The sequence below is a fragment of the Paenibacillus sp. cl130 genome (genome assembly GCF_900116035.1).
Classification (GTDB): domain Bacteria; phylum Bacillota; class Bacilli; order Paenibacillales; family Paenibacillaceae; genus Paenibacillus; species Paenibacillus polymyxa_B.
The window spans coordinates 337,731-359,598 of record NZ_FOYG01000001.1; the positions used below are offsets into that span (position 1 = coordinate 337,731).

A 21,868-nucleotide genomic window follows, 5' to 3' on the forward strand; every position below is an offset into this window, starting at 1 on the left:
TCCCAGCGTCTACTCCAAAGTAAGATTCAATAAAACAAGATTTTTCACTTTTTTTCGACAATAAAATTTCATAATTATACATTTCTTTTAGGTCTTAAGTAGAAAATAATAACTTTCTGTCATATATTCTAAGTTTCGTAGAGTTGGGACCTAATTACAATAAGAAAAAAGCCCTATCTTTTTTAAAAAAGAGGGCTTTAGATGCATAAAATGTTAAATTTTTCAGGTTTATTTCAAGAAAATGAATGTTTTCTTAGCACTTTACACCTGTAAAAGATTATACGTCCTACTTTTGGAATAGACAGAAAAATCATCAACTTGACCATTATCTAGGTCTAAACGACGGTGCAAGATAGTGTTATTCTGGACCACACACCCTATTTTTAGAAACCCTATTCATAAAATATACTGACTAAGGTCCCTGTTTTGGGCAATATCTCCCAGCTTCTCACGTACATATTCCGGGGTAATGATCATACGATCCAATGTAAGCTCTGGTGCTTCAAACGACAGATCCTCCAGCAGCTTTTCTAGAATGGTATGCAAACGACGTGCGCCAATATTTTCGGTGTTGCGATTTACAGACTCAGCAATGCTGGCAATCTCACGGATCGCTTCCGCAGAAAATTCGACTTCAATCTCCTCAGTACGGAGTAGATCAGTGTATTGCTTGGTCAGCGCATTTTTAGGCTCCGTCAGTATCGACACAAACTCATCCAAAGTCAGGCTACTTAATTCCACACGGATTGGAAAACGGCCCTGAAGCTCAGGGATCAGGTCAGATGGTTTTGCAACATGAAAAGCTCCTGCAGCAATAAACAGAATGTAATCTGTTCTTACCGGACCGTATTTGGTCATGATGGTAGATCCCTCGACAATAGGTAAAATATCGCGCTGGACGCCTTCTCTCGACACATCGGGGCCGCTCCCCTTACCCTGGCTGGCAATCTTATCTATTTCATCAATAAAAATAATACCGGATTGCTCAGCACGCTTCACAGACTCCTGAATCACATCATCCATATCGATCAATTTGGCAGCTTCATCTTGAATTAGCACCTTGCGAGCTTCCTTGACTGGTAGCTTGCGCTTCTTCGTCCGCTTGGGCAGAAAACTTCCGAACATCTCCTGCATATTCATACCCATTTGTTCATTCCCTTGCCCAGCAAACATATCGAGCATATTGGGTGCAGTATCCTCCACATCAATCTCTATAACATCATCCTCAAGCTTACCAGACAACAGATCGAATTTAACCTTACGGCGCTTTTCTGCCAAAGATCCATCCTGTTGTGGTGGTTCTTCTTCTACCGAAGTTCCCGTGTTATTGCCAAATAGCATTTCAAAGGGATTACGTTGCGATTTGTTTGACTTTTCTGCAGGTACAAGGATGCTGACAATCCGTTCATTTGCCATGTCTTCCGCTTTGTCCTTCACATTCTCTGTTCGTTCCGTCTTAACGATGCGAATAGAGGTTTCCATCAGATCACGCACCATGGATTCCACATCACGACCGACGTAACCCACTTCTGTAAATTTGGTCGCCTCTACCTTGACAAAAGGAGCCCCCACGAGCCGTGCAAGTCTACGTGCAATTTCAGTTTTACCCACACCTGTTGGTCCGATCATCAAAATATTTTTAGGCACAATTTCATCCCGGATATCATCCGGTAGCTTACTACGCCGATAACGGTTACGCAAGGCAACAGCAACAGATTTTTTAGCTTCCTTTTGTCCGACAATATACTTATCCAGCTCGGATACCACTTGTCTGGGCGTCAACGATTGATTATTCATTTTGCACTCCTCCACCCTTGAATACTCAGAGCCGATTTACAGTTCTTCCACGATAATCTGATTGTTCGTATACACACATATTTCCGAAGCAACCTCTAGCGCTTCCCGTGCCATGTCCTTTGCTTCCATGCCAGAGCCATGGCGTTTGAAAGCACGGGCAGCCGCCAATGCAAAATTACCACCTGAGCCAATCGCAAGCACATCATCATCCGGCTCGATAATTTCGCCGCCTCCAGAAATGAGCAGCATTCCGGATGAGTCCATCACAATCATGAGCGCTTCCAGCTTGCGCAGAATACGATCCTGACGCCAGTCCTTGGCCAGTTCCACGGCTGCTCTTTGAAGATTTCCGTGGTGTTCCTCTAGCTTATTTTCGAACTTTTCAAATAACGTGATAGCATCTGCCACCGAACCCGCAAATCCCGCAACGACCTGACCACGATACAATCTGCGCACTTTTTTTGCCGTCTGCTTCATTACAACACTGTTGCCGAACGTTACCTGTCCATCACCCGCAATAGCTCCTTTGCCATTGTGGCGTACAGCGCAGATGGTGGTAGCATGAAAGGACATATCCATAACGCGCTCCTCCTTTTCCTTCATCCTTATGCCTGTACTTCAGCTGACATAACTCCCGTTTCGTTGATATAACCATGCAAACTTTCCAGCGCGCGATTAGCGAGAGCTTCATTTTTTTCCTTTTTGTTACGAATCCGTTTCTCCAACTTTGGAAGCAAACCAAAATTTGCATTCATCGGTTGAAAATGCTTAAAATCAGCGGTCGTAATATACCGCGCCATGCTGCCTAATGTCGTTTCTGCAGGAAATACAAACATTTCCTGTCCACGCGCTGCTCGTGCCGCATTCATCCCGGCCAGCAGACCAGAAGCCGCCGACTCCACATATCCCTCTACACCGGTCATTTGTCCGGCGAAGAATAGATTACTTCTTCCCTTGAACTGATAGGTTGGATGAAGTTGCTGCGGAGAATTAATAAAGGTATTGCGATGCATCACACCGTAACGAACAAACTCTGCCTCTTCAAGACCCGGAATCATTGAAAATACACGCTTTTGCTCCCCCCATTTGAGGTGAGTCTGGAAACCAACCAGATTATACAGCGTTCCTGCGGCGTTATCCTGCCGAAGCTGAACAACTGCGTGGGGCAGTTCACCTGTATGTGGATTTACGAGACCCACAGGTTTCATCGGTCCGAACAATGCCGTTTGTTTCCCACGTTGCATCATCACTTCGATGGGCATACAGCCTTCGAAATAAATTTCTTTTTCGAATTCCTTGACTTGCGCTACCTCAGCCGTAATCAGAGCCTCATAAAAAGCATCAAATTCCGCTTCGTTCATCGGACAATTCAAGTACGCTGCTTCTCCCTTATCATAACGGGAAGCCAGATAAACCTTGCTCATGTCGATAGAGTCCTTTTCTACAATCGGGGCTGCCGCATCGTAAAAATAAAAATACTCCTCTCCCATCAGCGATTTAATCTGTTCCGACAAAGCTGGAGAAGTTAAAGGCCCCGTCGCAATGACCACAATACCGTCCTGTGGGATTTCCTGAAGCTCTTCATTAACAACCTCGATCAAAGGGTGTTGATGAAGCGTATCAGTAATATGACCGGAAAATCCGTCACGATCCACTGCCAATGCACCGCCAGCCGGAACAGCATGACGATCTGCTGCACTCAGAATCAAGGAGTTCAGTATTCTCATCTCTTCCTTCAGTACGCCTACTGCATTCGTTAGGCCGTTTGCCCGCAAGGAATTACTGCATACCAGTTCGGCAAATTTATCTGTATGATGTGCTGGTGTTTTTACAACCGGCCTCATTTCATACAACTTAACTGGCACTCCACGGCTTGCAATTTGCCAGGCAGCTTCGCTGCCCGCCAAACCTGCTCCGATGACCGTTACCTTTTGTAGTTCACTCACGTTTAAATCCCCCTGCTATTGTTGTTCTTAAGAAGTCTCTACGCTCTCATCGCTCTCTTCCAGCATTTCGCTGTGATCGCAGACAGTACAGTTGAGCTTCGTTCCTTGTTTTGTACGTTTTTCGACCATTAGGCTACTGCAACTTGGGCAAGGCTTAATGGACGGTTTATCCCAGGAAACAAAATCACATTCCGGGTAGCGGTCACATCCATAGAAGACACGTCCCTTTTTACTCCGTCGTTCGACGACATGACCCTCACCGCATGTAGGACAATTAATCCCGATATCCTTAACAATTGGCTTTGTGTTACGGCAATCTGGAAAAGCAGAACAGGCCAGGAATTTACCAAATCGGCCAAGCTTATACACCATTTGGCTGCCACACTTATCACAAATGACATCGGATACTTCATCTTTTATTTCAATTTCTTTCATTTCTTCTTCAGCCACTTCAAGTCGCTTCTCGAATGACTCGTAAAAGTCACTCAACACCTTGACCCAATTACCTTCGCCTTCTTCGACGTGGTCAAGATCACCTTCCATATTAGCTGTAAACTCCACATTCAGAATCTCTGGGAAGAACTCCTCCATCTGTTCGATGACCAATTCGCCCAGCTCTGTAGGGAAAAACTTCTTCTCTTCAATAGCAACGTAACCACGTTTCTGAATGGTTTCCAGCGTTGGTGCATACGTACTTGGACGTCCTATACCCAGTTCTTCCAGCGTCTTCACCAGTCGCGCTTCCGTATAACGGGGAGGCGGTTGTGTAAAATGCTGCTTCGGCTCAACCGCTTCTTTTTTTAATTTATCGCCTGGTTGAAGTGGTGGCAGCAGTTTATCTTCTTCGGTTTTACCGTCGTCATTTCCCTCTACATACACTTTCATGAAACCTGGAAAACGAACCTTAGAACCTGCTGCCCGGAATATCGTCTCACCCGCTTCAATATCTACGGACAAAGTATCCATAATAGCAGAAGCCATCTGGCTGGCCATGAAACGTTCCCATACCAATTTGTACAAACGGAACTGATCCCGACTCATAAACGGCTTAACTGTTTCCGGATCGCGTAACGCAGAGGTTGGACGAATCGCTTCATGCGCATCCTGGGCGTTGGCCGCTTTTTTTGAATATTGACGAGGAGTTTCAGGTACAAAAGCTTCGCCATATTTTTGAATAATTAATTCTTTCGCTTCCTCTTGAGCTGAAGCGGCGATCCGTGTGGAATCCGTACGCATATACGTAATCAGACCCACGGTCCCTTCTTTACCTAAATCCACACCCTCATATAGCTGCTGAGCTACAGACATCGTTTTAGATGCACGGAAGTTGAGCTTCCGAGCCGCCTCCTGCTGCAAGGAACTTGTTGTGAATGGAGGAGAAGGATTGCGTAAACGCTCTTTCTCTTTAACATCGCGTACCTTGTAGGACGATTTTCCGATAGCTTCTAACACTTCTTGTACATCCGCTTCGCTAGAGAGTTCTTTCTTTTCACCGCGCAGCTTATGAAATTTCGCTTCAAAAGTACTGTCTTTAATAGCTAGTTTAGCTGTAATCGTCCAGTATTCTTCCGGTACAAACTCATTGATCTCGTTTTCCCGGTCCAAAATAATTTTCACCGCAACCGACTGCACACGCCCAGCGGATAGGCCCTTTTTTACCTTTTTCCAGAGCAACGGGCTGATTTTGTAGCCAACAAGTCGATCCAGTATCCGTCGTGCCTGCTGAGCATTGACCAAATCCATATTGATTTTACGGGGTGTTTTAAAAGCATCTTTGACAGCCTGCTTCGTAATTTCATTAAATACAACACGGCAATCTGCTGTATCGTCCAGTTCCAGCGCATGCGCCAGATGCCAGGCAATAGCTTCACCTTCGCGATCCGGGTCAGCCGCCAGATATACTTTTTTTACTTTTTTTCGGGCATCCTTTAATTCTTTTAGAATTGAGCCTTTACCTCGAATGGTAATGTATTTGGGATTAAAATCATTTTCGACCTCTACGCCGATCTGACTCTTCGGTAAATCCCTGATATGACCCATGGAAGCCTTGACGATATATTTGCTGCCTAAGTATTTGCCGATCGTCTTCGCCTTGGAAGGCGATTCCACGATGACGAGTGAATCCGCCATAGGCTCTTCCTCCTCTCAATTACACACATGAATATGATAGACTTCCTGAAATGTGGTGAGTTATGACGCGATAGAGAGCTTCACAGATTGGTCATTCTTCCGGATCGCTGAGATTCTTCAGAAAAATCCCATCTGCTCCGCTGCTGCGAGTCATAATGTCAACACATTTCAGGAAGTGGGGAAGGAGTAGGAATCCGCGACGCGGATGAATGCCATACTGCCCTCCACCTGATGTTTAAAATTGAATTTGTGCATTTACTAACTAAGGACTTTGCAAAAACAACTACTAAATAAGCTTGTATTTTGTGCCCGCTAGCTGGGCGATCCTTTTTTTTATGATTAACGATAACAGAACTGCGTGTAAAAGTCCAAAATCCCATGCCGTAGCATCAAGCAGTTCATCCAGTGTCATGGTTCCCTGTTCAAGCAACAGTATGACACGGTTTTCCTCAGAAGTCTCACTTTCTGGCACTTTGGAGACCTCCTTCAGATTAAGACTCTGCTCTCTATTGTATGAAGAAACCTCCCTTGTACGCAAATCTGCTTCATACTCCTCAATAATATCCGAAGCTTCAGTGACCGTTTTTGCCCCTTGCTTAATCAAGCTCAGCGTACCTCTACTCTTCGGTGACGTAATGGGTCCGGGAACAGCAAACACATCTCGATTTGCCTCCAGTGCAGCATCAGCGGTAATCAAGGAGCCGCTTCTTGCATCTGCTTCGACAACAAGCGTTCCCTTCGTTAGACCGGCTATAATCCGATTACGTTGTGGAAACATTCCTGGATGCGACCTCGTGCCTGGAGGATACTCTGATAAGATCAAGCCATTGCTAGCCATCTCTGCAAATAAAGACGCATTTTGGGGAGGATAAATTTGATCAATCGCTGTTCCCAGTACACCAATCGTGTTTCCTCCCCGGCGCAGGGCTGTTTCGTGACAAATACTGTCAATCCCTCTCGCCAATCCGCTAACGATTGTAATCCCTGCATTACATAATCCCTCTGTTAGTATCTCCGCTGCTCTACGTCCATAAGCGGTAGGAACGCGAGTTCCTACCATGGCTACAGAACATGTATGCAAAAGTGATTTATCCCCTTTTGTATACATTACCCAAGGTGGGTCAACTGTTTCCTTCATTAATAGGGGATAATCCTCGTCCACATAAGTTACCGTTCCAATATCACCGGATTGAACTCGCTGATATCTTTCATGCACCCATTCTTCATCATAACACTGAGCCGCAATGCGTGCCTGAGCAGGGCTTAACCCTATCTCGATCCACTTCTGTTCGCTAAAATGCAGTAGCTCATGCAATTGATAGTCACTCGACCAAATACGCTGAATTGTTTTTCTTCCGATTCCCTCTAACTCATGTAAACCTAACAAAAGCCATCTTTCTTCCAAACTATGGTTCCCCCATTCACGGAAGAGTGAACCCTCCCTTATTTTGTGGCACAATGAATCATTTTGCAAGCGTTTCCCTGACAAGCCTGTCTTAACGCAAAAAAAGCAACCTTTTCATCCCCTGTTTCAGAAGATAAAAAGGTTGCTTACCTTTCTTTCATTATACACTAGCCTGCGGCAAATTTCGATGCAGTTTTATGGCCTGTATATTAATGAAGAAACACGATTTAATGTGTCGTACACAAATTCAAAATACCACGTGCTTCCAGCACACTTACCAGTGTCGAGCCCATTTCGGAAGGAGTCGGTGCCACCTTGATCCCACAGGCTTCAAGCGTGGCAATTTTCTCTTTGGCCGTTCCTTTTCCACCAGAAATAATGGCACCTGCATGCCCCATCCGTTTGCCTGGAGGCGCAGTCACACCGCCGATAAAACCAACCACTGGCTTCGTCATATTGTCCCTGATCCACTCGGCAGCCTCTTCCTCGGCTGTACCACCAATTTCTCCGATCATAATGACAGCATGAGTGTTGGGGTCCTCATTGAAGCGTTGCAAAATATCAATGAATTCTGAACCTTTAACGGGGTCACCGCCAATACCAACCGCAGAAGATTGTCCTATACCTCGGGTCGTTAACTGATGCACTGCTTCATAGGTCAAAGTACCACTACGTGACACAACGCCTACATGACCTGGTAGATGAATGTAACCTGGCATAATACCGATTTTACATTCTCCTGGCGTAATAACGCCCGGGCAGTTAGGGCCAATCAGAACGGTCTTTTTACCTTCCATAAAACGTTTGACCCTGATCATATCAAGCACCGGAATGCCCTCCGTGATACAAATCACGAGATCTAATTCCGCATCTACAGCCTCCAAAATGGAATCTGCGGCAAAAGCTGGTGGCACGTAAATCACGCTCGCTGTTGCGCTAGTAGCTTCCTTGGCTTCGCTCACTGTATTAAACACCGGCAATTTGACCTGTTGTCCGTTCTCCAGTGTAATTTCTACCTCGGTGCCTCCCTTACCTGGAGAGGTGCCACCTACCATTTGTGTACCGTAATCAAGTGCACCCTTGGCATGAAACAACGCCGTTTTTCCCGTAATCCCCTGTGTAATCACCTTTGTATGCTTATCGACCAAAATACTCACGATCTTCACATCCCCTATCGTTTATTCGGCATATCGGAATGCAAACAGGCTATTGAACAAGTTCGACGATTTTTTGGGCGCCATCCGCCATGGAATCGGCTGCCACGATATTCAAACCGGATTCCGCTAAAATCTGTTTGCCGAGCTCAACATTCGTACCTTCAAGACGGACAACAAGCGGACGAGTCAGCCCCAACTGTTTGGCAGCCTCCACGACGCCGTTCGCAATGATGTCACACTGCATAATTCCGCCGAAAATGTTCACGAAAATACCTTCTACCTTCGGATCGGACAAAATGATTTTGAACGCTTCGGTTACCTTTTCCGTCGTCGCACCGCCCCCTACGTCTAGGAAGTTGGCCGGATCGCCACCGTAATATTTAATAATATCCATGGTTGCCATCGCCAAACCCGCACCATTGACCATACAGCCAATATTTCCGTCCAGAGCGATATAGCTTAGATCGTATTTAGATGCCTCAATTTCCTTCTCATCCTCTTCATCCAAATCACGCAATTCCAAAATATCCTTATGACGGAACAACGCATTAGAATCAAAATTCAGTTTGGCATCCAACGCCAGTACATTCCCATCACCCGTAACGACTAAGGGATTGATTTCTGCAATTGAACAGTCCTTGTCCACAAAAGCTTCGTATAGCGCCAGCATAAACTTGACCGCTTTGTTTACCAGCTCATTAGGAATATTAATGTCATACGCCAACTTACGTGCCTGATACACCTGAAGCCCAATCGCTGGATCAACAACCGCTTTAAAAATCTTCTCCGGAGTGGCTGCAGCCACCTCTTCGATTTCCGTACCGCCTTCTTCTGAGGCCATCATTACGATACGTCCAGTCGCACGATCTACGACAACGCCGACGTAATATTCTTTACGAATATCGCAGCCTTCCTCAACCAAAAGGCGTTTGACCTCTTTACCTTCAGGTCCGGTCTGATGCGTCACCAGCACCTTACCCAAAATTTCAGAAGCAAAAGTGCGCACCTCATCCAAACCTTTGGCAACTTTCACGCCACCCGCTTTACCGCGTCCACCAGCATGAATTTGTGCTTTTACCACCGTAATAGCGCTTCCAAGCGATTCTGCCGCAGCAACGGCTTCCTCCACCGTATAGGCAACCTTACCGTTCGGTACAGCCACTCCGTACTGCTTTAATACTTCTTTACCCTGATATTCATGGATATTCATTCTGGAATCCTCCTATCAACATGACTGCAACAAGGGCGGTTCACAAGGAAATCTATACTAAACCTACATCATTGTAACATGTTTTTAAAACGCTTTCCTTATAATTTAACCTCATGAATTACAGTATTTTGATATCATTATCATTCCCAAAATCGAATGCTTGGATATTATTGGATATTACGATTAATACAAATTCACACAAATAAAAGCACCTCTACAACACGGGATTACCTAATCCGCATTAAGAGGCACTTTATTTCTTCAAGCATTATTACTTTCAGCTGAGAACAACTCATGCCATAAGATTCGCAAGAGCAACTGAAAATATCTTATGATTTTTCAATTTGTACATTCGCTTGATGAACACGATCAAGCAGATCATTGAACTGGAGCAGAAGCGACCCAAATTGATCATGAGTCATACTTGTTTTTTCCTGGATGCATCCTGGTACAGATAGAGCTTTTTCCCGCAATGCGCTTCCCTCTGTCGTCAAAGAAATCAGCACCTTACGCTCATCCTGAGTGGAACGCTTTCGATCGATCAGCCCGGCGTTCTGCAATCTCTTCAATAGCGGAGTTAGTGTGCCGGAGTCCAAATATAGTGCCTCACCCAATTCCTTCACTGTACACTCTTCACGCTCCCAGAGCACGATAAGTACCAAATATTGCGAGTACGTCACACCGAGCTTTTCCAGATAAGGCTGGTATAGCTTCGTTATCTCTCTGGAGCATGCATATATGGCAAAGCATAACTGATTATCAAGTTTTAACGCTGTACCTTCATTAGGGTTGTTTTCCATGCTGTCTGATCACCTACTTTCGTCATTATTTTAGCACATTATATAATAAAATACATGCTAATTGCACAAAATACTTTACAAACGATAATTATTTTGATAAATTAAATTGTGTAAAATATAAATTGAGCGAGAGGCAGTGATTGGATTATGATGACCATTCAACAAAAAATGTATGAAACAACAGTAAAAGCGGTTGGTGGACGTAACGGTTATATCGAGTCTTCTTCCCCTGAACTTCGTTTAGATATTGATACCCCAAAAGAAATGGGCGGCGCAGGCGGTGCAGGTACGAATCCAGAGCAATTGTTCGCAGCAGGCTATTCCGCTTGCTTTGATAGTGCTTTAAATATGGTTGCTCGCATGCAACGTGTTAAGCATGAAGGTACTGAAGTAACAGCTACGGTCCATTTCGGCAAAGTGGAAGACGGCGGCTTCGGAATTGGAGTAAACCTCGATGTATTGGTAAAAGGCGTCGATCATGAAACTGCATTAAAACTGGTGGAAGGCGCACACGAACAATGTCCATACTCCCGCGCTACCCGCGGTAATATTGAAGTAAAACTGAACGTCTTGTAACTCAGATTTTCTTTAGCACATGTAGGGGGAATCTCCATCTCTCTTCATGGATTCAATAGTTTCGTTAGAATGAATTTCACAACAAGCCCCTCAACCGTTTTTTTGTCGAGGGGCTTATTATCCTTTCAGCTATCCCTTCGTTAAAGACTGTTTATTTTTTTCCATCAAGTAACATGGGAGATGATGCATAATCGTATATACGAAATTGATATACTCATAGTATAATCACTATTGTCATAATCTTATTTTTCTTCTCCAGATCTTTATTGTCTGGAGCTTTTTTTGTCCTTTTTTCCATTTTCTATTGTACATACCCTTTGGAAAAACTCTTTTATAAAAATGATCGTGTTATAACTACTAGTTTTATTGCTTTTTAACTTTCGGGAAAACTGGCATTTGCTCTATCCATATGGCGGTATTGAATAGCTTCAGCCACATGTGAAGTCAAAATTTTCTCTGAGTCATGTAAGTCTGCAATGGTACGCGAAAGCTTGAGAATTCGATCATACGCACGCATGCTTAAACCGAGTGCGTCCATTGTCTGATCAAGCAAGTCCGCTGCATTTTTTTCTAATACGGCATATTTACGAAGCATCTGACCAGACAGCTCACTATTCCATGAAAAGGGAAGCTTGCTGTATCTGTGGATTTGTATCGCTTGAGCAGCCAGCACCTGCCTTCGCATTTCAGCGGACGACAATGATTCTTTTTCCTCCCGCCAATCCTTTGGCTGCGATACTTCAAGCTGAAGATCGATCCGATCCAGCAGTGGACCAGAAATACGTGAACGGTAGCGGGCTACTGCTGCAGGTGAACAGGTACAGCGCTGATGTTCCGTATCATTTCCGAAAAAGCCACAGTGACACGGATTTAAAGAGGCAGCAAGTAAGAAATGCGCCGGATACTTAAAAACAGCACGTGAACGACTGATCGTAACATTGTGGTCTTCCAAAGGTTGACGCAGCACTTCTAGTACATGACGGCTAAACTCAGGCAACTCATCCAGAAATAAAATCCCCCGGTGTGCAAGACTGATTTCTCCTGGTTTGGGTATACCTCCCCCACCCACCAAACCAGCAGCAGAGATCGTATGATGAGGCGAACGGAAGGGACGAATATTCATCAGATGAGGCGATGACTCCTTCCACTTCCCGGCAGCGCTGTATACTTTGGTGACTTCAAGCGCCTCCTTTTCAGTCAAAGGCGGAAGGATAGATGGCAACCTGCGGATGAGCATTGTTTTCCCAGCCCCCGGCGGTCCCATGAGCAGGATATTATGCATTCCGGCTGCAGCGATGACTAACGCACGCTTGGCGTGCAGCTGACCCAGCACATCGCTGTAATCCTCCATGTTGCTAGTTATCTCTTCTTTCTCACACAACGGTATTTGCTCTGCCTGAGGTAAATGGTCATAGGAACAGATCATGACTTGTTTACTGGCAGTACAACTCTGATTTGTCGCTTGCCTATCAACACTCCCTTGTGCACGATCTTCAATCGGGATAAGATCTGCTAGATGACGTATAGCGTAAATACGTATACCCGTAATCAGACGAGCCTCGCTTGCGTTTTCCTGGGGAAGCAGCACGGAATTGAATCCTTCTCTCTTGGCCAGATCAACCATGGACAGCACCCCATTTACAGGGCGAATACTGCCATCCAGCGCCAGCTCTCCAATAAAAAGTGTCCGTTCTCCCACGGGTAAAACGACCTGTTCACTGGTTGTCAGCAACCCTAAAGCGATAGCAAGGTCAAAAGATGATCCTTCCTTACGCAAATCAGCAGGAGCTAAATTAATCGTGACACGCTGGGACGGATATTTAAAGCCACAGTTTTTAATTGCTGCTCTGACACGCTCCACTGCCTCTCGAATCGCCGAATCCGGCAATCCTATAATCGCTGTCTGAGGCAAGCCATTGGACAAATCAGTCTCAACTTCAATCAGAACGCCATCTATTCCATACAGACAAGCTCCGTGTAATTTTCCATACATATCAAAAAGCACCTCTCCTCATATTGGAATGCTCCCTCTCGGGAATCATTGCATATATGAAAAAAGGTGCTTCCAAATTTTCATTCTTTGCAAATGTGATGTTCGAAATTTTAGCTCCGAACTATGCTTTCAAAATTCTTGACTAAGTTTATCTGACGACAGATTATTTGTCAAACAAGGTCAGCTTATCGACTGCGGGAGTACGTGGTCTTGATTCCGGGATAACGTCAGGATAGCCTGCATATATCATTCCTATTACCTTCTCACCTGGTTGAATTCCCAAGTGCTCACGGAACTTAGGCGAATACAAAAATGGCTTTGTCACCCAAAACGTTCCGATTCCTTTGCTCCATGCGGCAAGCATAAAGTTTTGTACAAGCGCGCTGACCGCTGCAAAATCCTCATCCCAAACCGCTTGACGCGGGTCTTCTTCCAGCACTACTAAAAGCTGGATCGGGTTGTGCAAAATGCCGCTCTCAAACTTGTTGTCCTTACCGATATCGGCTGCAATTGCTTTTGCAAGCTTTTTCCGTCCTTCACCAGCAAACAACAGAAAACGCCACGGTTCACGCATTTTATGATTAGGAGCCCACACAGCGACGTCCAGCAATTCTTTGATCGTATCTACCGGAATAGAGTCGGATTTAAATCGTTTAATCGTCCGGCGTTCCTGAATTACATCTATGACATGTTCACTAAAGGTATGTTTTGTCACGTAAATCCTCCTTCACAGGTACAACTTCTCGATATTCATTTTCAGATGAAAATGATAACTATTCTCAATAAAATATACCTGTAGCTTTCCTTCCTGTCAACCTGTACATATGAATTCAGTCCCGCACTCTTAGCTTCGAAAAAGCTCTTACTCTTAAAATGCGCCTATTAAATGGTCTGTAACAACTGCCTTTTCGTCAGTTAATTGTACAGAAATCATGTCAAAGCGGATTGGAGCATCTCCAATCCCGTTCATATGCAAATATACAGCGGCTGTTTGGCGAACTTGGGCTATTTTACGCGCAGTAACTGATTCTGCTGGCGTTCCATATTTGGAGCTACTTCGACTACGTACCTCAATAAACACGAGTGTATGCTCCTGCTTGGCAATCAGATCTATTTCACCACTGCGGCATCGCCAATTACGCTCTATGATTCGGTAACCCAAGTTTTTTAAAAACAAAGCCGCTGCCTCTTCGCCCATCGCTCCTTTAGCTTTCCGTTGATCCTTGCCTCCAGCCTTCATTTCATTCCACATCACCAGTCATCCCTTGAAGCAAGCCGATCCATTTGATATATATAGGTAAGCACCTCTGCCACCAACTGATAGAGCTCAGCAGGGATTTGTTCGTCCAAATCAAGTTTGGATAGTACTTCAACCAGCGCAGCATCCTCCTGAACGGGAACACCATGTTCTTTGGCCTTTTCTAAAATGCTATCCGCAATACGGCCGCTCCCCTTGGCAACGACAATCGGTGCTTCGCTCTCACCAGGCGTATATTTAAGGGCGACCGCCTTCTTTATGGAAGGAGAAGGAGGTTCCAACGGCTCTTTCATATTTTAAGATCGACTCCTTTATACGGCTGAGGCACATAGCTTTGTACTTCAGAAGAGGCGAGGCTGTTCTGTTCAGTCCTTATGGGCATGGGCTCGGTACGAAGCGATAGAAGCTGGTATCCTAGTGACTCCAACGCTGTGTGAATGGACTCACGCCCACTGGTTAACAACGAAGCCGCCCATTCATGATCATTATGGAGCTTGACACTTACAATCCGATCTACAACCTGGACATCTACCAGGGTCGGTCCAAGTCCCTTCATGTCCAAATCAAACCAAAGACGACAGTTGGAGGCGTCCAGCTCTCCCCGTTTGCCGCGGCGGGATTGAATCTGGATCGTAGCTGTTTCGCGACCGTCCGGTCCAACGAATGGTATAAACATGTGTACTTGGGCAAAAGGCGCCGTTCGGTCTGTATTGAGCAGCAACTGCTGACCTGTCAGGTGCTGTACAACCTGCTGAGCCGCCTCTTTCAAAGCGGGCGGCAGGTCGTCACTGCTCATCAGCTGGAGCAGTGCCCCTTTTACGGTGTCTGCGTCTGCTGACACCGTGTCCCCAGACGCAGCCGCTAATCCCGGCAGCGTCTGGGGCATTCCCTCTGGCGGCTCCATACGTGCCGCCGCCCCTTGCGCGACCTGTGTAGTCGCGCGGTGCACTTGCTGCTCGTGCTCTGCACCGAGCAGCTTCAGTACGCGGCCTACCCACGGGTCTTCCGTGGGGGTGAGCTGCGGGCTGGACGCCACAGGCTGCGATGCAGCGGCGTCTGCGGCCCGCGAGGCGCCAGCCGCCCGCTGCGCCACTTCCGCTGCGGGCTGCTCTGGGGCAGCCGTGCTCAGTGCGGGCGGCACCGCCGCGCGTAGCTCTTGCAACAGCGTGCGCAGCCGCTGGAGCGGCACCTCTGGCGCAGCAGTGTTGCCTGCTGTGGATTGCGGCACAGGGGCACCAGCCTGCTGTGCCGAGAGACGGTCAGCCGTGGCTGAGGTTAAGGCGGGCTTGGCCCCCGCAGGCTCTGCCGTGGCAGCCGCTGGAGCGCCATCCGCATCCTTAAGCTGTGTGCTTGCCGCTGGAGCTTGCTGTGACTGTGACTGCTCCACTCTGGTGCGGGGACCATTTAATGCATCAGCACTCGATTCTGGCGCATTTACGCCAGCTTCCGATGCCACTGTCGCTCCGCGTCCATTGGCTGCCTCCGATTCTCCTGGAGCAGTCCCTTTGGCTGCAGATGTAGCCCCCGTCGCAGTATCTGAATCTGTTGCCAAAGCACTCGCTGCTGCAGCAAGGTTGGCTGCTTGAGTCCCTTTTAACAATTCCTTGCCGCCTGTGGTTTGTCCAGCTTCTGCCTGCTTTGCAGCGGTAGAAACATCCTTGGACAATAGAGGTGCTTGGCCTTCCTGCCCATCTACCACCACAGAAGAAGCACCTGTTGGACTAGCAGACATTCGGTCAGCGTTCTTTATAGCTGTCGATTCCCCCACTGAACGGTCAGTGGATATTCCCTGTGCTTGCTGTTTTAATACCGTTTCAAGCTCTTGCTCCAGCGAAGACAACAGATCATTTAAAGGAGGCCCAAACATCGCTTGACGCAATCCATTTATGCTTTCTGTCGTCAATGGAAGTCCACGCTGAAAGGCAACTGCCGCCGCCTGCACAAACGTTCCCAATTGTACATTGCCGCTTTGCTTCGCCATAGCTTCTCGCAAAGAAGCCGCATTTTCCGACGTCAACGGCACACCATTCTTTTGCATTGCCTGTATAAGCTCCCTGTTCTGAGCTGTATCCGGCAGTCCCACCGATTCCAATACATCTGTCAGCGCTACGGTTTGCTGTGGTGTATTGGCCACATCGTTCAGAGGCTTAAGCACCGTCATTCCGCTGGGGGAAGCCGGTTGAACCTGAAACGTTGTAGTCTGTCCAGGTTGAAGAGGGGTCTCCAGCTTTGCCCTGACCTGAGAACCTTGTATTTGCAACACAGCCTCACCGCCGTCCTCAGACACCTTTAGCACGACTCCTCGTACGACCTGACCTGGCTGCATATCAAGTTTTTTAGCCTCTCCAGCCTTCACATCTCCAAGTAATCCACGAAATACAGATCCGATGTTCATATCGCCCCTCCTCTCACTCTCCCCCATTCAAAGGGGCTTATGGTATTAGTTATACTTTATATCGGCATTGTCCCGATTCATAATAAGTAACTACAGATCAAACAGTGTCGGTTGCTCTGTCAACAAATTGCCCAGAAAGCTGCGTCTATGCATCTTTGTAGGTCCTAGCGCCAAAATTTGTTCCCTGTGCAACTTGGTAGCGTAACCTTTATGTATACCGATCCCATATTCCGGATACTTCGCATCCCATTCACCTTTACACAGCCGATCACGGGTTACCTTGGCGATGATAGAGGCCGCCGCAATGGACTGACTGTTCGCATCTCCTTTAATAATAGAGAGCTGAGGAATAGGCACATCTACCTTTTCTGCATCCACCAGTAAATAATCAGGAGATACATGTAAAGCCTCAATAGCCTGCTTCATAGCCAAACGAGCTGCCTGCTTAATATTGATATCATCAATCGTGTGCGCGTCTACATAGCCAACTCCTACAGCAATGGCCTTCTCCATAATCAGCTCGTAGTATGTTTCTCTCTTCTTATCCGTCAATTTTTTGGAATCATCCACACCTTCCAGTAACTCACCCACTGGTAAAATGACTGCTGCGGCCACAACATCACCAAACAGGCACCCACGACCTACCTCGTCAATACCTGCAATCCGCTCACAAGACTGCTCCCAGCATTTTTTTTCATAATGTAGCATGTCCTTTGCTACAATCTCTTTATTTTCCATATTCAATACCTGCCCATCTATATGTAGTTTAACGCGTCATTCATGCCGTAGCTCTAGCGATTGAATTCAGCTTACCACAGACCTTCACCGTCCAAAACCCTTTTCTAACTGCCTTCAAATACCAAAAAAAACCTTCCTCCTCTCCGGAGAGATGGGGAAGGTTCTTCCTTGCCACAAAATGCTATGTTCTGCATCGGTGTACCAGTAAAATCAGTAAGGAGCTTCCAAACTGAATCGTCCCAGCTTCCCTGCACGCAGCTCACGCAAAATGATTTTTGACGCCTTTTCGAGATCTACACGTCCGCCGCTAACAATACAGCCACGTTTACGTCCGATCGCTTCCATAACGTTGACAATTTCATCAGGATTTTCTGTATCTTCAGGACGTTCGGTGAGCTCAAAGCGCTCTGCCAGTGCATCCCAATAGTACTGAACTAAATATTTAGTCGCAAAAAAGGCAATATCCTCGACATTCAGAATTTCTTCCTTGATCGCACCTGTAACTGCCAGACGATAGCCTACATTCTGATCCTCAAATTTAGGCCATAGAATACCTGGTGTATCCAGCAATTCAATTTCTCCGATCTTGATCCACTGCTGTGCCTTCGTTACCCCTGGACGGTCACCCGTAGCTGCAATATTACGTCCCGCCATTCGGTTGATCAGTGTCGATTTACCAACATTCGGAATACCAACAATCAACCCACGCATAGGACGCGGGTTCATTCCCTTCCTAATCTGCCGATCTATCTTTTCCTTAAGCAGCAGCTTAGCCTGAATCGGAATTTCTTTTAGTCCCGTCCCAGTTGTGGCATCCACCGGAAGGGCCACATGCCCCTGCTCCTTAAAATAAGCAATCCATTGCTGTGATACTACCGGGTCCGCCAAATCTGCTTTATTCAAAATAATCATCCGCGGCTTGCCTTGCAAAATATCATCAATCATTGGATTTCGGCTGGAGAGCGGCAATCGAGCATCAATCAGCTCAATGACCAAATCAATTAACTTTAATTTTGCTTCAATTTGGCGGCGCGCTCTGGTCATATGACCAGGAAACCATTGAATCGTCACCGTCATCACCCCATTGATCGTAACTCCTACTTTTACCCTTAGGCTCTTAGTTAGGATTACGGCAGCTATGCTGCTTATTAGTTATTCTAGTGGTTAATCCACTGCATATCTTTTGCCGGCCAGAAAATAACGTCAGCCCGACCTACGACTTCCTTCAAATCAATATATCCAATCATCCGACTGTCTGTACTATTGGAACGGTTATCTCCCATTACAAAAATATGCCCTGCCGGAACTTTTCCATCCTTAAACTTCTCATTTGGAAAATTTGTAAACTTGTTGTAAAGCTCGCCATTCTGATGGGCTTCTTCTAAAGGAGCTTTCAAATAAGCTTCCTGAATCGGCTTACCATTTACTGTAATCGTGTCACCTTCTACCTTGACCGTATCTCCTTCAACGGCAATGACGCGTTTGATAAAGTCTCTTCCTTCCTCCGGCACATGAAACACGATCACTTCGCCTGGTTTAGGGGCACGGAAATCATACAAAATCTCATTTACAATGACGCGTTCTCCGGTATGAAAGTTAGGCTGCATCGACGGGCCATCCACAATAAACGGCTTAAAGAGAAGCCAGCGGATTAAAAAGACAAGCACTAACGCAATAATGATGGCCTTGAGCCACTCAAAAATCTCATTTTTTGGTTTACGCTTGGGCGTACCATCCTGATCAGTTGGCTGCTGTACAGCTCCTTGTCCTACTTCTTGCTCCATAGCTCACTGTCCTCTCTTTACGGTCAATAATCCACAGTTCCCTATGTACGTAGAAAAAACGAAAGGAGCTTGTAACCAAGCCCCTTTCGTTATTCGTTGTATTAACGACGAATTTCTTTAATTCTCGCTGCTTTACCGCGCAGTTCACGAAGATAATAAAGCTTCGCACGACGCACTTTACCACGGCGAGCCACGTCGATTTTATCGATTTTCGGGGAATGAAGCGGGAAAGTTCTTTCCACACCTACACCGTAAGAAATTTTACGAACTGTAAAAGTCTCACTGATTCCACCACCACGGCGTTTAATTACAACACCTTCAAACAACTGGATACGCTCACGAGTTCCCTCAATAACTTTCACGTGCACTTTCAAAGTGTCACCAGGACGAAAGTTAGGCAAATCTTTACGCAGTTGTTCTTCAGTGATCGCTTGGACGATATTCATCTATGACTCCCTCCTTCCGTACAGGTGTTCATGCTTCTTCTGGAAACACAACCGTTTCCTTCATCATCCACAGAGGACCACCGTATTACACACAACAGATGTATTGTATCATGGAGGATACCGCATTGCAACAACAAAAAGGGATTTGACCAAACATTATTTAATTGACTCCATTATAAAACAGGTCACCGCCTGCTTTCAAATCCACTCATGTCTAAGGCGCTTTATTGCTTATCCCCCAAACAGTCAGATTTGCGCTGCTCCTCAATCCACATGCGCTCCTTGCCTGTCAGTTCAGCCTGTTCCAACAGGTCTGGTCGGCGTTCCATCGTGCGACGTAACGCCTCTTGGCGTCTCCAAGAATCAATATTGACGTGATGCCCTGACAGGAGTACATCGGGTACTTTCCAGCCCCGAAACTCCGCAGGCCGGGTATAATGGGGGTACTCCAGCAGCCCCGTACTAAACGAGTCCGTTACCGCACTCGTTTCGTTCCCCAGCACTCCTGGTAGCAACCGTGTCACACTGTCAATGACGGTCATGGCTGGAAGCTCACCACCAGTCAATACATAATCTCCGATAGAAAGCTCATCCGTCACCAAATACTCTCGAATACGCTCATCATAACCCTCATAATGCCCACATATAAAAATAAGATGGTCCTCTTTGGCCAGCTCTTCCGCTTTCTTTTGCGTAAAAGTCTCGCCTTGTGGACACATCAAAATGATACGCGGAGATTTTATGTCTGTGTTACGTTCTACCCCTTCATGTTGGATAACTTCATCGGCTGTCTCTAATGTTGGTTGCTCTGATTTATCCAACAGCGCTTCCACAGCAGCAAAAATAGGGTCAGGCTTCAAAACCATGCCGCCCCCACCGCCATAGGGCGTATCATCCACTTGTCCATGCTTGTTGCCAGCATACTGACGAAAATTAACCGCTTGCAGTGATACAATTCCCTTATCCCTTGCTTTTCCCAGAATGCTTGCATTAAATACTCCATCAAACATCTCTGGAAACAGGGTCAGCACATCCACCCTCATTACAGCAGACCTTCCATTAACCGTACCGTAACCCGTTTTTCACGCACGTTTACATCCAAAATAACATCCTCTATATACGGCAATAGCAGTTCCTTGCCTTTAGGCATTTTGACTACCCATACATCATTGGCTCCCGGAGTCAAAATTTCTTTGACCACGCCGAGCTCATTTCCGTCTTCGGTCACCACTTCCATGCCGACTACTTCATGAAAATAGAATTCGTTTTCTTCCAATTCGCCTAACCGCTCAGCAGATACCTTCAACAATGTACCTTTATATTTTTCGACTTCATTAATATTGTGATATTCCTTAAATTTAGCGACAACCATATTTTTTTGAAAACGCGCTGTTTCAACAGTTACGGGGATCGGTGCTTTACCTTCCGCCGGAACAATCAAAAGCTCACTACCTTTAGCAAAACGATCTTCTGGGAAATCTGTCGTCGTTAATATTTTAAGCTCCCCACGGATTCCATGGGTGTTCACAATTTTTCCGACATTAAACAATTGTTGCATCGTGTTCCTCCTGCTTGTAATCGGTCCCGCTCCATATCATCTTCATCATGTACGAAAAAGGGTTAGGACATACATCCTAACCCACTTTCGTATATCTTTAAGATATGATGTCTACGGTAACCCGTTTATCCATCTTAACGGCTGCTGATGCAACCACAGTGCGAAGCGCCTTGGCGATACGACCCTGCTTACCAATGATTTTGCCTACATCCTCAGGATGCACACTAAGCTCATATACAACAAGCCGATCCTTCTCCAAGGTCTTCACGGTTACATCTTCCGGATGATCGACTAAAGCCTTAGCAATGATTATCACTAATTCTTCCATGGTTGACCCTCCGTATCAGCACCTTATTTCTGTAGTTTAGATTCATGAAACTTTTTCATTACGCCCGCTTTGCTAAGCAAGTTACGGACTGTGTCGGATGCTTGTGCACCATCTTGCAACCATTTCAGCGCTTTATCTTCATCAATTTTTACAACCGCTGGTACTGTGATTGGGTTGTAGTAACCGATTTCTTCGATAAAACGACCGTCACGCGGGGAACGAGAATCAGATACCACGACGCGATAGAAAGGAGCTTTATGTGCACCCATACGTTTCAGACGAATACGAACTGCCACGAAAATTCACCTCCTTCAAAAAGTAGACTGTATATTGTTATCCCATAATTC

22 protein-coding genes are annotated in these 21,868 nt (G+C 46.1%); 1 reads left to right on the top strand and 21 read right to left on the bottom strand.

Features of this window, described 5'->3' with window-relative positions; all coding sequences use genetic code 11:
* Positions 1–396: 396 nt before the first annotated feature.
* From hslU to BM358_RS01565, 8 genes are all read right to left on the bottom strand, one after another.
* Complete coding sequence (gene hslU, locus BM358_RS01530) at positions 397–1,797, bottom strand: ATP-dependent protease ATPase subunit HslU (protein WP_023988186.1); 1,401 nt, start codon at positions 1,795–1,797, stop codon at positions 397–399.
* 36 nt (positions 1,798–1,833) lie between these two features.
* Positions 1,834–2,376 carry an ATP-dependent protease subunit HslV gene (gene hslV, locus BM358_RS01535; protein WP_013309881.1) on the bottom strand — a complete coding sequence of 181 codons (543 nt, stop codon included), beginning with the start codon at positions 2,374–2,376 and terminating at the stop codon, positions 1,834–1,836.
* A 26-nt stretch (positions 2,377–2,402) separates the two neighbouring features.
* Positions 2,403–3,743 carry an FADH(2)-oxidizing methylenetetrahydrofolate--tRNA-(uracil(54)-C(5))-methyltransferase TrmFO gene (gene trmFO, locus BM358_RS01540; protein WP_023988185.1) on the bottom strand — a complete coding sequence of 447 codons (1,341 nt, stop codon included), beginning with the start codon at positions 3,741–3,743 and terminating at the stop codon, positions 2,403–2,405.
* Positions 3,744–3,770: 27 nt separating this feature from the next.
* Positions 3,771–5,873 (bottom strand): type I DNA topoisomerase, encoded by a 2,103-nt coding sequence (topA, locus tag BM358_RS01545; protein ID WP_028542727.1) that lies wholly within the window; start codon positions 5,871–5,873, stop codon positions 3,771–3,773.
* Between the two features lie 286 nt (positions 5,874–6,159).
* A complete protein-coding gene (dprA, locus tag BM358_RS01550; protein ID WP_028542728.1) occupies positions 6,160–7,278 on the bottom strand; it encodes a DNA-processing protein DprA in 1,119 nt (372 codons plus the stop codon).
* Between the two features lie 227 nt (positions 7,279–7,505).
* Positions 7,506–8,435 carry a succinate--CoA ligase subunit alpha gene (gene sucD, locus BM358_RS01555; RefSeq protein ID WP_028542729.1) on the bottom strand — a complete coding sequence of 310 codons (930 nt, stop codon included), beginning with the start codon at positions 8,433–8,435 and terminating at the stop codon, positions 7,506–7,508.
* A 49-nt stretch (positions 8,436–8,484) separates the two neighbouring features.
* The gene (gene sucC, locus BM358_RS01560) at positions 8,485–9,645 is read right to left on the bottom strand and encodes an ADP-forming succinate--CoA ligase subunit beta (RefSeq protein WP_028542730.1); all 1,161 of its coding nucleotides are present in this window, start codon (positions 9,643–9,645) and stop codon (positions 8,485–8,487) included.
* Between the two features lie 329 nt (positions 9,646–9,974).
* Positions 9,975–10,445: a MarR family winged helix-turn-helix transcriptional regulator gene (locus BM358_RS01565; protein ID WP_023988180.1), complete on the bottom strand. Its 471-nt coding sequence runs from the start codon at positions 10,443–10,445 to the stop codon at positions 9,975–9,977.
* 147 nt (positions 10,446–10,592) lie between these two features.
* On the opposite strand from BM358_RS01565, the gene BM358_RS01570 reads away from it, so the two are divergent.
* Positions 10,593–11,021 (top strand): organic hydroperoxide resistance protein, encoded by a 429-nt coding sequence (locus BM358_RS01570; RefSeq protein ID WP_025723282.1) that lies wholly within the window; start codon positions 10,593–10,595, stop codon positions 11,019–11,021.
* A 373-nt stretch (positions 11,022–11,394) separates the two neighbouring features.
* Here BM358_RS01570 and BM358_RS01575 read toward each other — a convergent pair whose 3' ends face one another.
* From BM358_RS01575 to rpsP, 13 genes are all read right to left on the bottom strand, one after another.
* Positions 11,395–13,014, bottom strand: a complete 1,620-nt coding sequence (locus BM358_RS01575; protein WP_028542731.1) for a YifB family Mg chelatase-like AAA ATPase — start codon at positions 13,012–13,014, stop codon at positions 11,395–11,397.
* A gap of 163 nt (positions 13,015–13,177) precedes the next feature.
* A complete protein-coding gene (locus tag BM358_RS01580; RefSeq protein WP_028542732.1) occupies positions 13,178–13,729 on the bottom strand; it encodes a nitroreductase family protein in 552 nt (183 codons plus the stop codon).
* Between the two features lie 153 nt (positions 13,730–13,882).
* The gene (locus BM358_RS01585; protein WP_028542733.1) at positions 13,883–14,266 is read right to left on the bottom strand and encodes a YraN family protein; all 384 of its coding nucleotides are present in this window, start codon (positions 14,264–14,266) and stop codon (positions 13,883–13,885) included.
* Entirely contained in the window at positions 14,266–14,565 is a 300-nt protein-coding gene (locus tag BM358_RS01590) for an EscU/YscU/HrcU family type III secretion system export apparatus switch protein (RefSeq protein ID WP_023988176.1), read from the bottom strand. The genes BM358_RS01585 and BM358_RS01590 overlap by 1 nt, the downstream gene beginning before the upstream one ends.
* Positions 14,562–16,667 (bottom strand): DNA ligase, encoded by a 2,106-nt coding sequence (locus BM358_RS01595; RefSeq protein WP_028542734.1) that lies wholly within the window; start codon positions 16,665–16,667, stop codon positions 14,562–14,564. Before BM358_RS01595 ends, BM358_RS01590 begins: the two co-directional genes overlap by 4 nt.
* Positions 16,668–16,757: 90 nt before the next feature.
* On the bottom strand, positions 16,758–17,405 hold the full coding sequence (locus BM358_RS01600) for a ribonuclease HII (RefSeq protein ID WP_076156892.1): 648 nt from the start codon (positions 17,403–17,405) through the stop codon (positions 16,758–16,760).
* Between the two features lie 210 nt (positions 17,406–17,615).
* On the bottom strand, positions 17,616–18,476 hold the full coding sequence (gene ylqF, locus BM358_RS01605; RefSeq protein ID WP_023988173.1) for a ribosome biogenesis GTPase YlqF: 861 nt from the start codon (positions 18,474–18,476) through the stop codon (positions 17,616–17,618).
* 86 nt (positions 18,477–18,562) lie between these two features.
* Positions 18,563–19,189 carry a signal peptidase I gene (gene lepB / locus BM358_RS01610; protein WP_013309866.1) on the bottom strand — a complete coding sequence of 209 codons (627 nt, stop codon included), beginning with the start codon at positions 19,187–19,189 and terminating at the stop codon, positions 18,563–18,565.
* Between the two features lie 101 nt (positions 19,190–19,290).
* Complete coding sequence (rplS, locus tag BM358_RS01615) at positions 19,291–19,635, bottom strand: 50S ribosomal protein L19 (protein ID WP_010346403.1); 345 nt, start codon at positions 19,633–19,635, stop codon at positions 19,291–19,293.
* Between the two features lie 224 nt (positions 19,636–19,859).
* The gene (trmD, locus tag BM358_RS01620) at positions 19,860–20,678 is read right to left on the bottom strand and encodes a tRNA (guanosine(37)-N1)-methyltransferase TrmD (protein WP_023988171.1); all 819 of its coding nucleotides are present in this window, start codon (positions 20,676–20,678) and stop codon (positions 19,860–19,862) included.
* The gene (gene rimM, locus BM358_RS01625) at positions 20,678–21,193 is read right to left on the bottom strand and encodes a ribosome maturation factor RimM (RefSeq protein ID WP_013309864.1); all 516 of its coding nucleotides are present in this window, start codon (positions 21,191–21,193) and stop codon (positions 20,678–20,680) included. The genes trmD and rimM overlap by 1 nt, the downstream gene beginning before the upstream one ends.
* Before the next feature lie 97 nt (positions 21,194–21,290).
* Positions 21,291–21,521, bottom strand: coding sequence for a KH domain-containing protein (locus BM358_RS01630; RefSeq protein WP_013309863.1), 231 nt, complete (start codon positions 21,519–21,521; stop codon positions 21,291–21,293).
* A gap of 23 nt (positions 21,522–21,544) precedes the next feature.
* Positions 21,545–21,817: a 30S ribosomal protein S16 gene (rpsP, locus tag BM358_RS01635; RefSeq protein ID WP_013309862.1), complete on the bottom strand. Its 273-nt coding sequence runs from the start codon at positions 21,815–21,817 to the stop codon at positions 21,545–21,547.
* Positions 21,818–21,868 lie beyond the last annotated feature (51 nt).

Coding starts and splice junctions, on each gene's coding strand:
- sucC (WP_028542730.1), bottom strand. CDS start 9,645: ATGAATATCCATGAATATCAGGGTAAAGAAGTATTAAAGCAGTACGGA.
- topA (WP_028542727.1), bottom strand. CDS start 5,873: ATGGCGGATTCACTCGTCATCGTGGAATCGCCTTCCAAGGCGAAGACG.
- BM358_RS01595 (WP_028542734.1), bottom strand. CDS start 16,667: ATGAACATCGGATCTGTATTTCGTGGATTACTTGGAGATGTGAAGGCT.
- lepB (WP_013309866.1), bottom strand. CDS start 19,189: ATGGAGCAAGAAGTAGGACAAGGAGCTGTACAGCAGCCAACTGATCAG.
- BM358_RS01575 (WP_028542731.1), bottom strand. CDS start 13,014: ATGTATGGAAAATTACACGGAGCTTGTCTGTATGGAATAGATGGCGTT.
- BM358_RS01585 (WP_028542733.1), bottom strand. CDS start 14,266: ATGTGGAATGAAATGAAGGCTGGAGGCAAGGATCAACGGAAAGCTAAA.
- BM358_RS01570 (WP_025723282.1), top strand. CDS start 10,593: ATGATGACCATTCAACAAAAAATGTATGAAACAACAGTAAAAGCGGTT.
- BM358_RS01590 (WP_023988176.1), bottom strand. CDS start 14,565: ATGAAAGAGCCGTTGGAACCTCCTTCTCCTTCCATAAAGAAGGCGGTC.
- rimM (WP_013309864.1), bottom strand. CDS start 21,193: ATGCAACAATTGTTTAATGTCGGAAAAATTGTGAACACCCATGGAATC.
- rplS (WP_010346403.1), bottom strand. CDS start 19,635: ATGAATATCGTCCAAGCGATCACTGAAGAACAACTGCGTAAAGATTTG.
- hslV (WP_013309881.1), bottom strand. CDS start 2,376: ATGGATATGTCCTTTCATGCTACCACCATCTGCGCTGTACGCCACAAT.
- BM358_RS01600 (WP_076156892.1), bottom strand. CDS start 17,405: ATGGAAAATAAAGAGATTGTAGCAAAGGACATGCTACATTATGAAAAA.
- BM358_RS01630 (WP_013309863.1), bottom strand. CDS start 21,521: ATGGAAGAATTAGTGATAATCATTGCTAAGGCTTTAGTCGATCATCCG.
- BM358_RS01565 (WP_023988180.1), bottom strand. CDS start 10,445: ATGGAAAACAACCCTAATGAAGGTACAGCGTTAAAACTTGATAATCAG.
- hslU (WP_023988186.1), bottom strand. CDS start 1,797: ATGAATAATCAATCGTTGACGCCCAGACAAGTGGTATCCGAGCTGGAT.
- trmD (WP_023988171.1), bottom strand. CDS start 20,678: ATGAGGGTGGATGTGCTGACCCTGTTTCCAGAGATGTTTGATGGAGTA.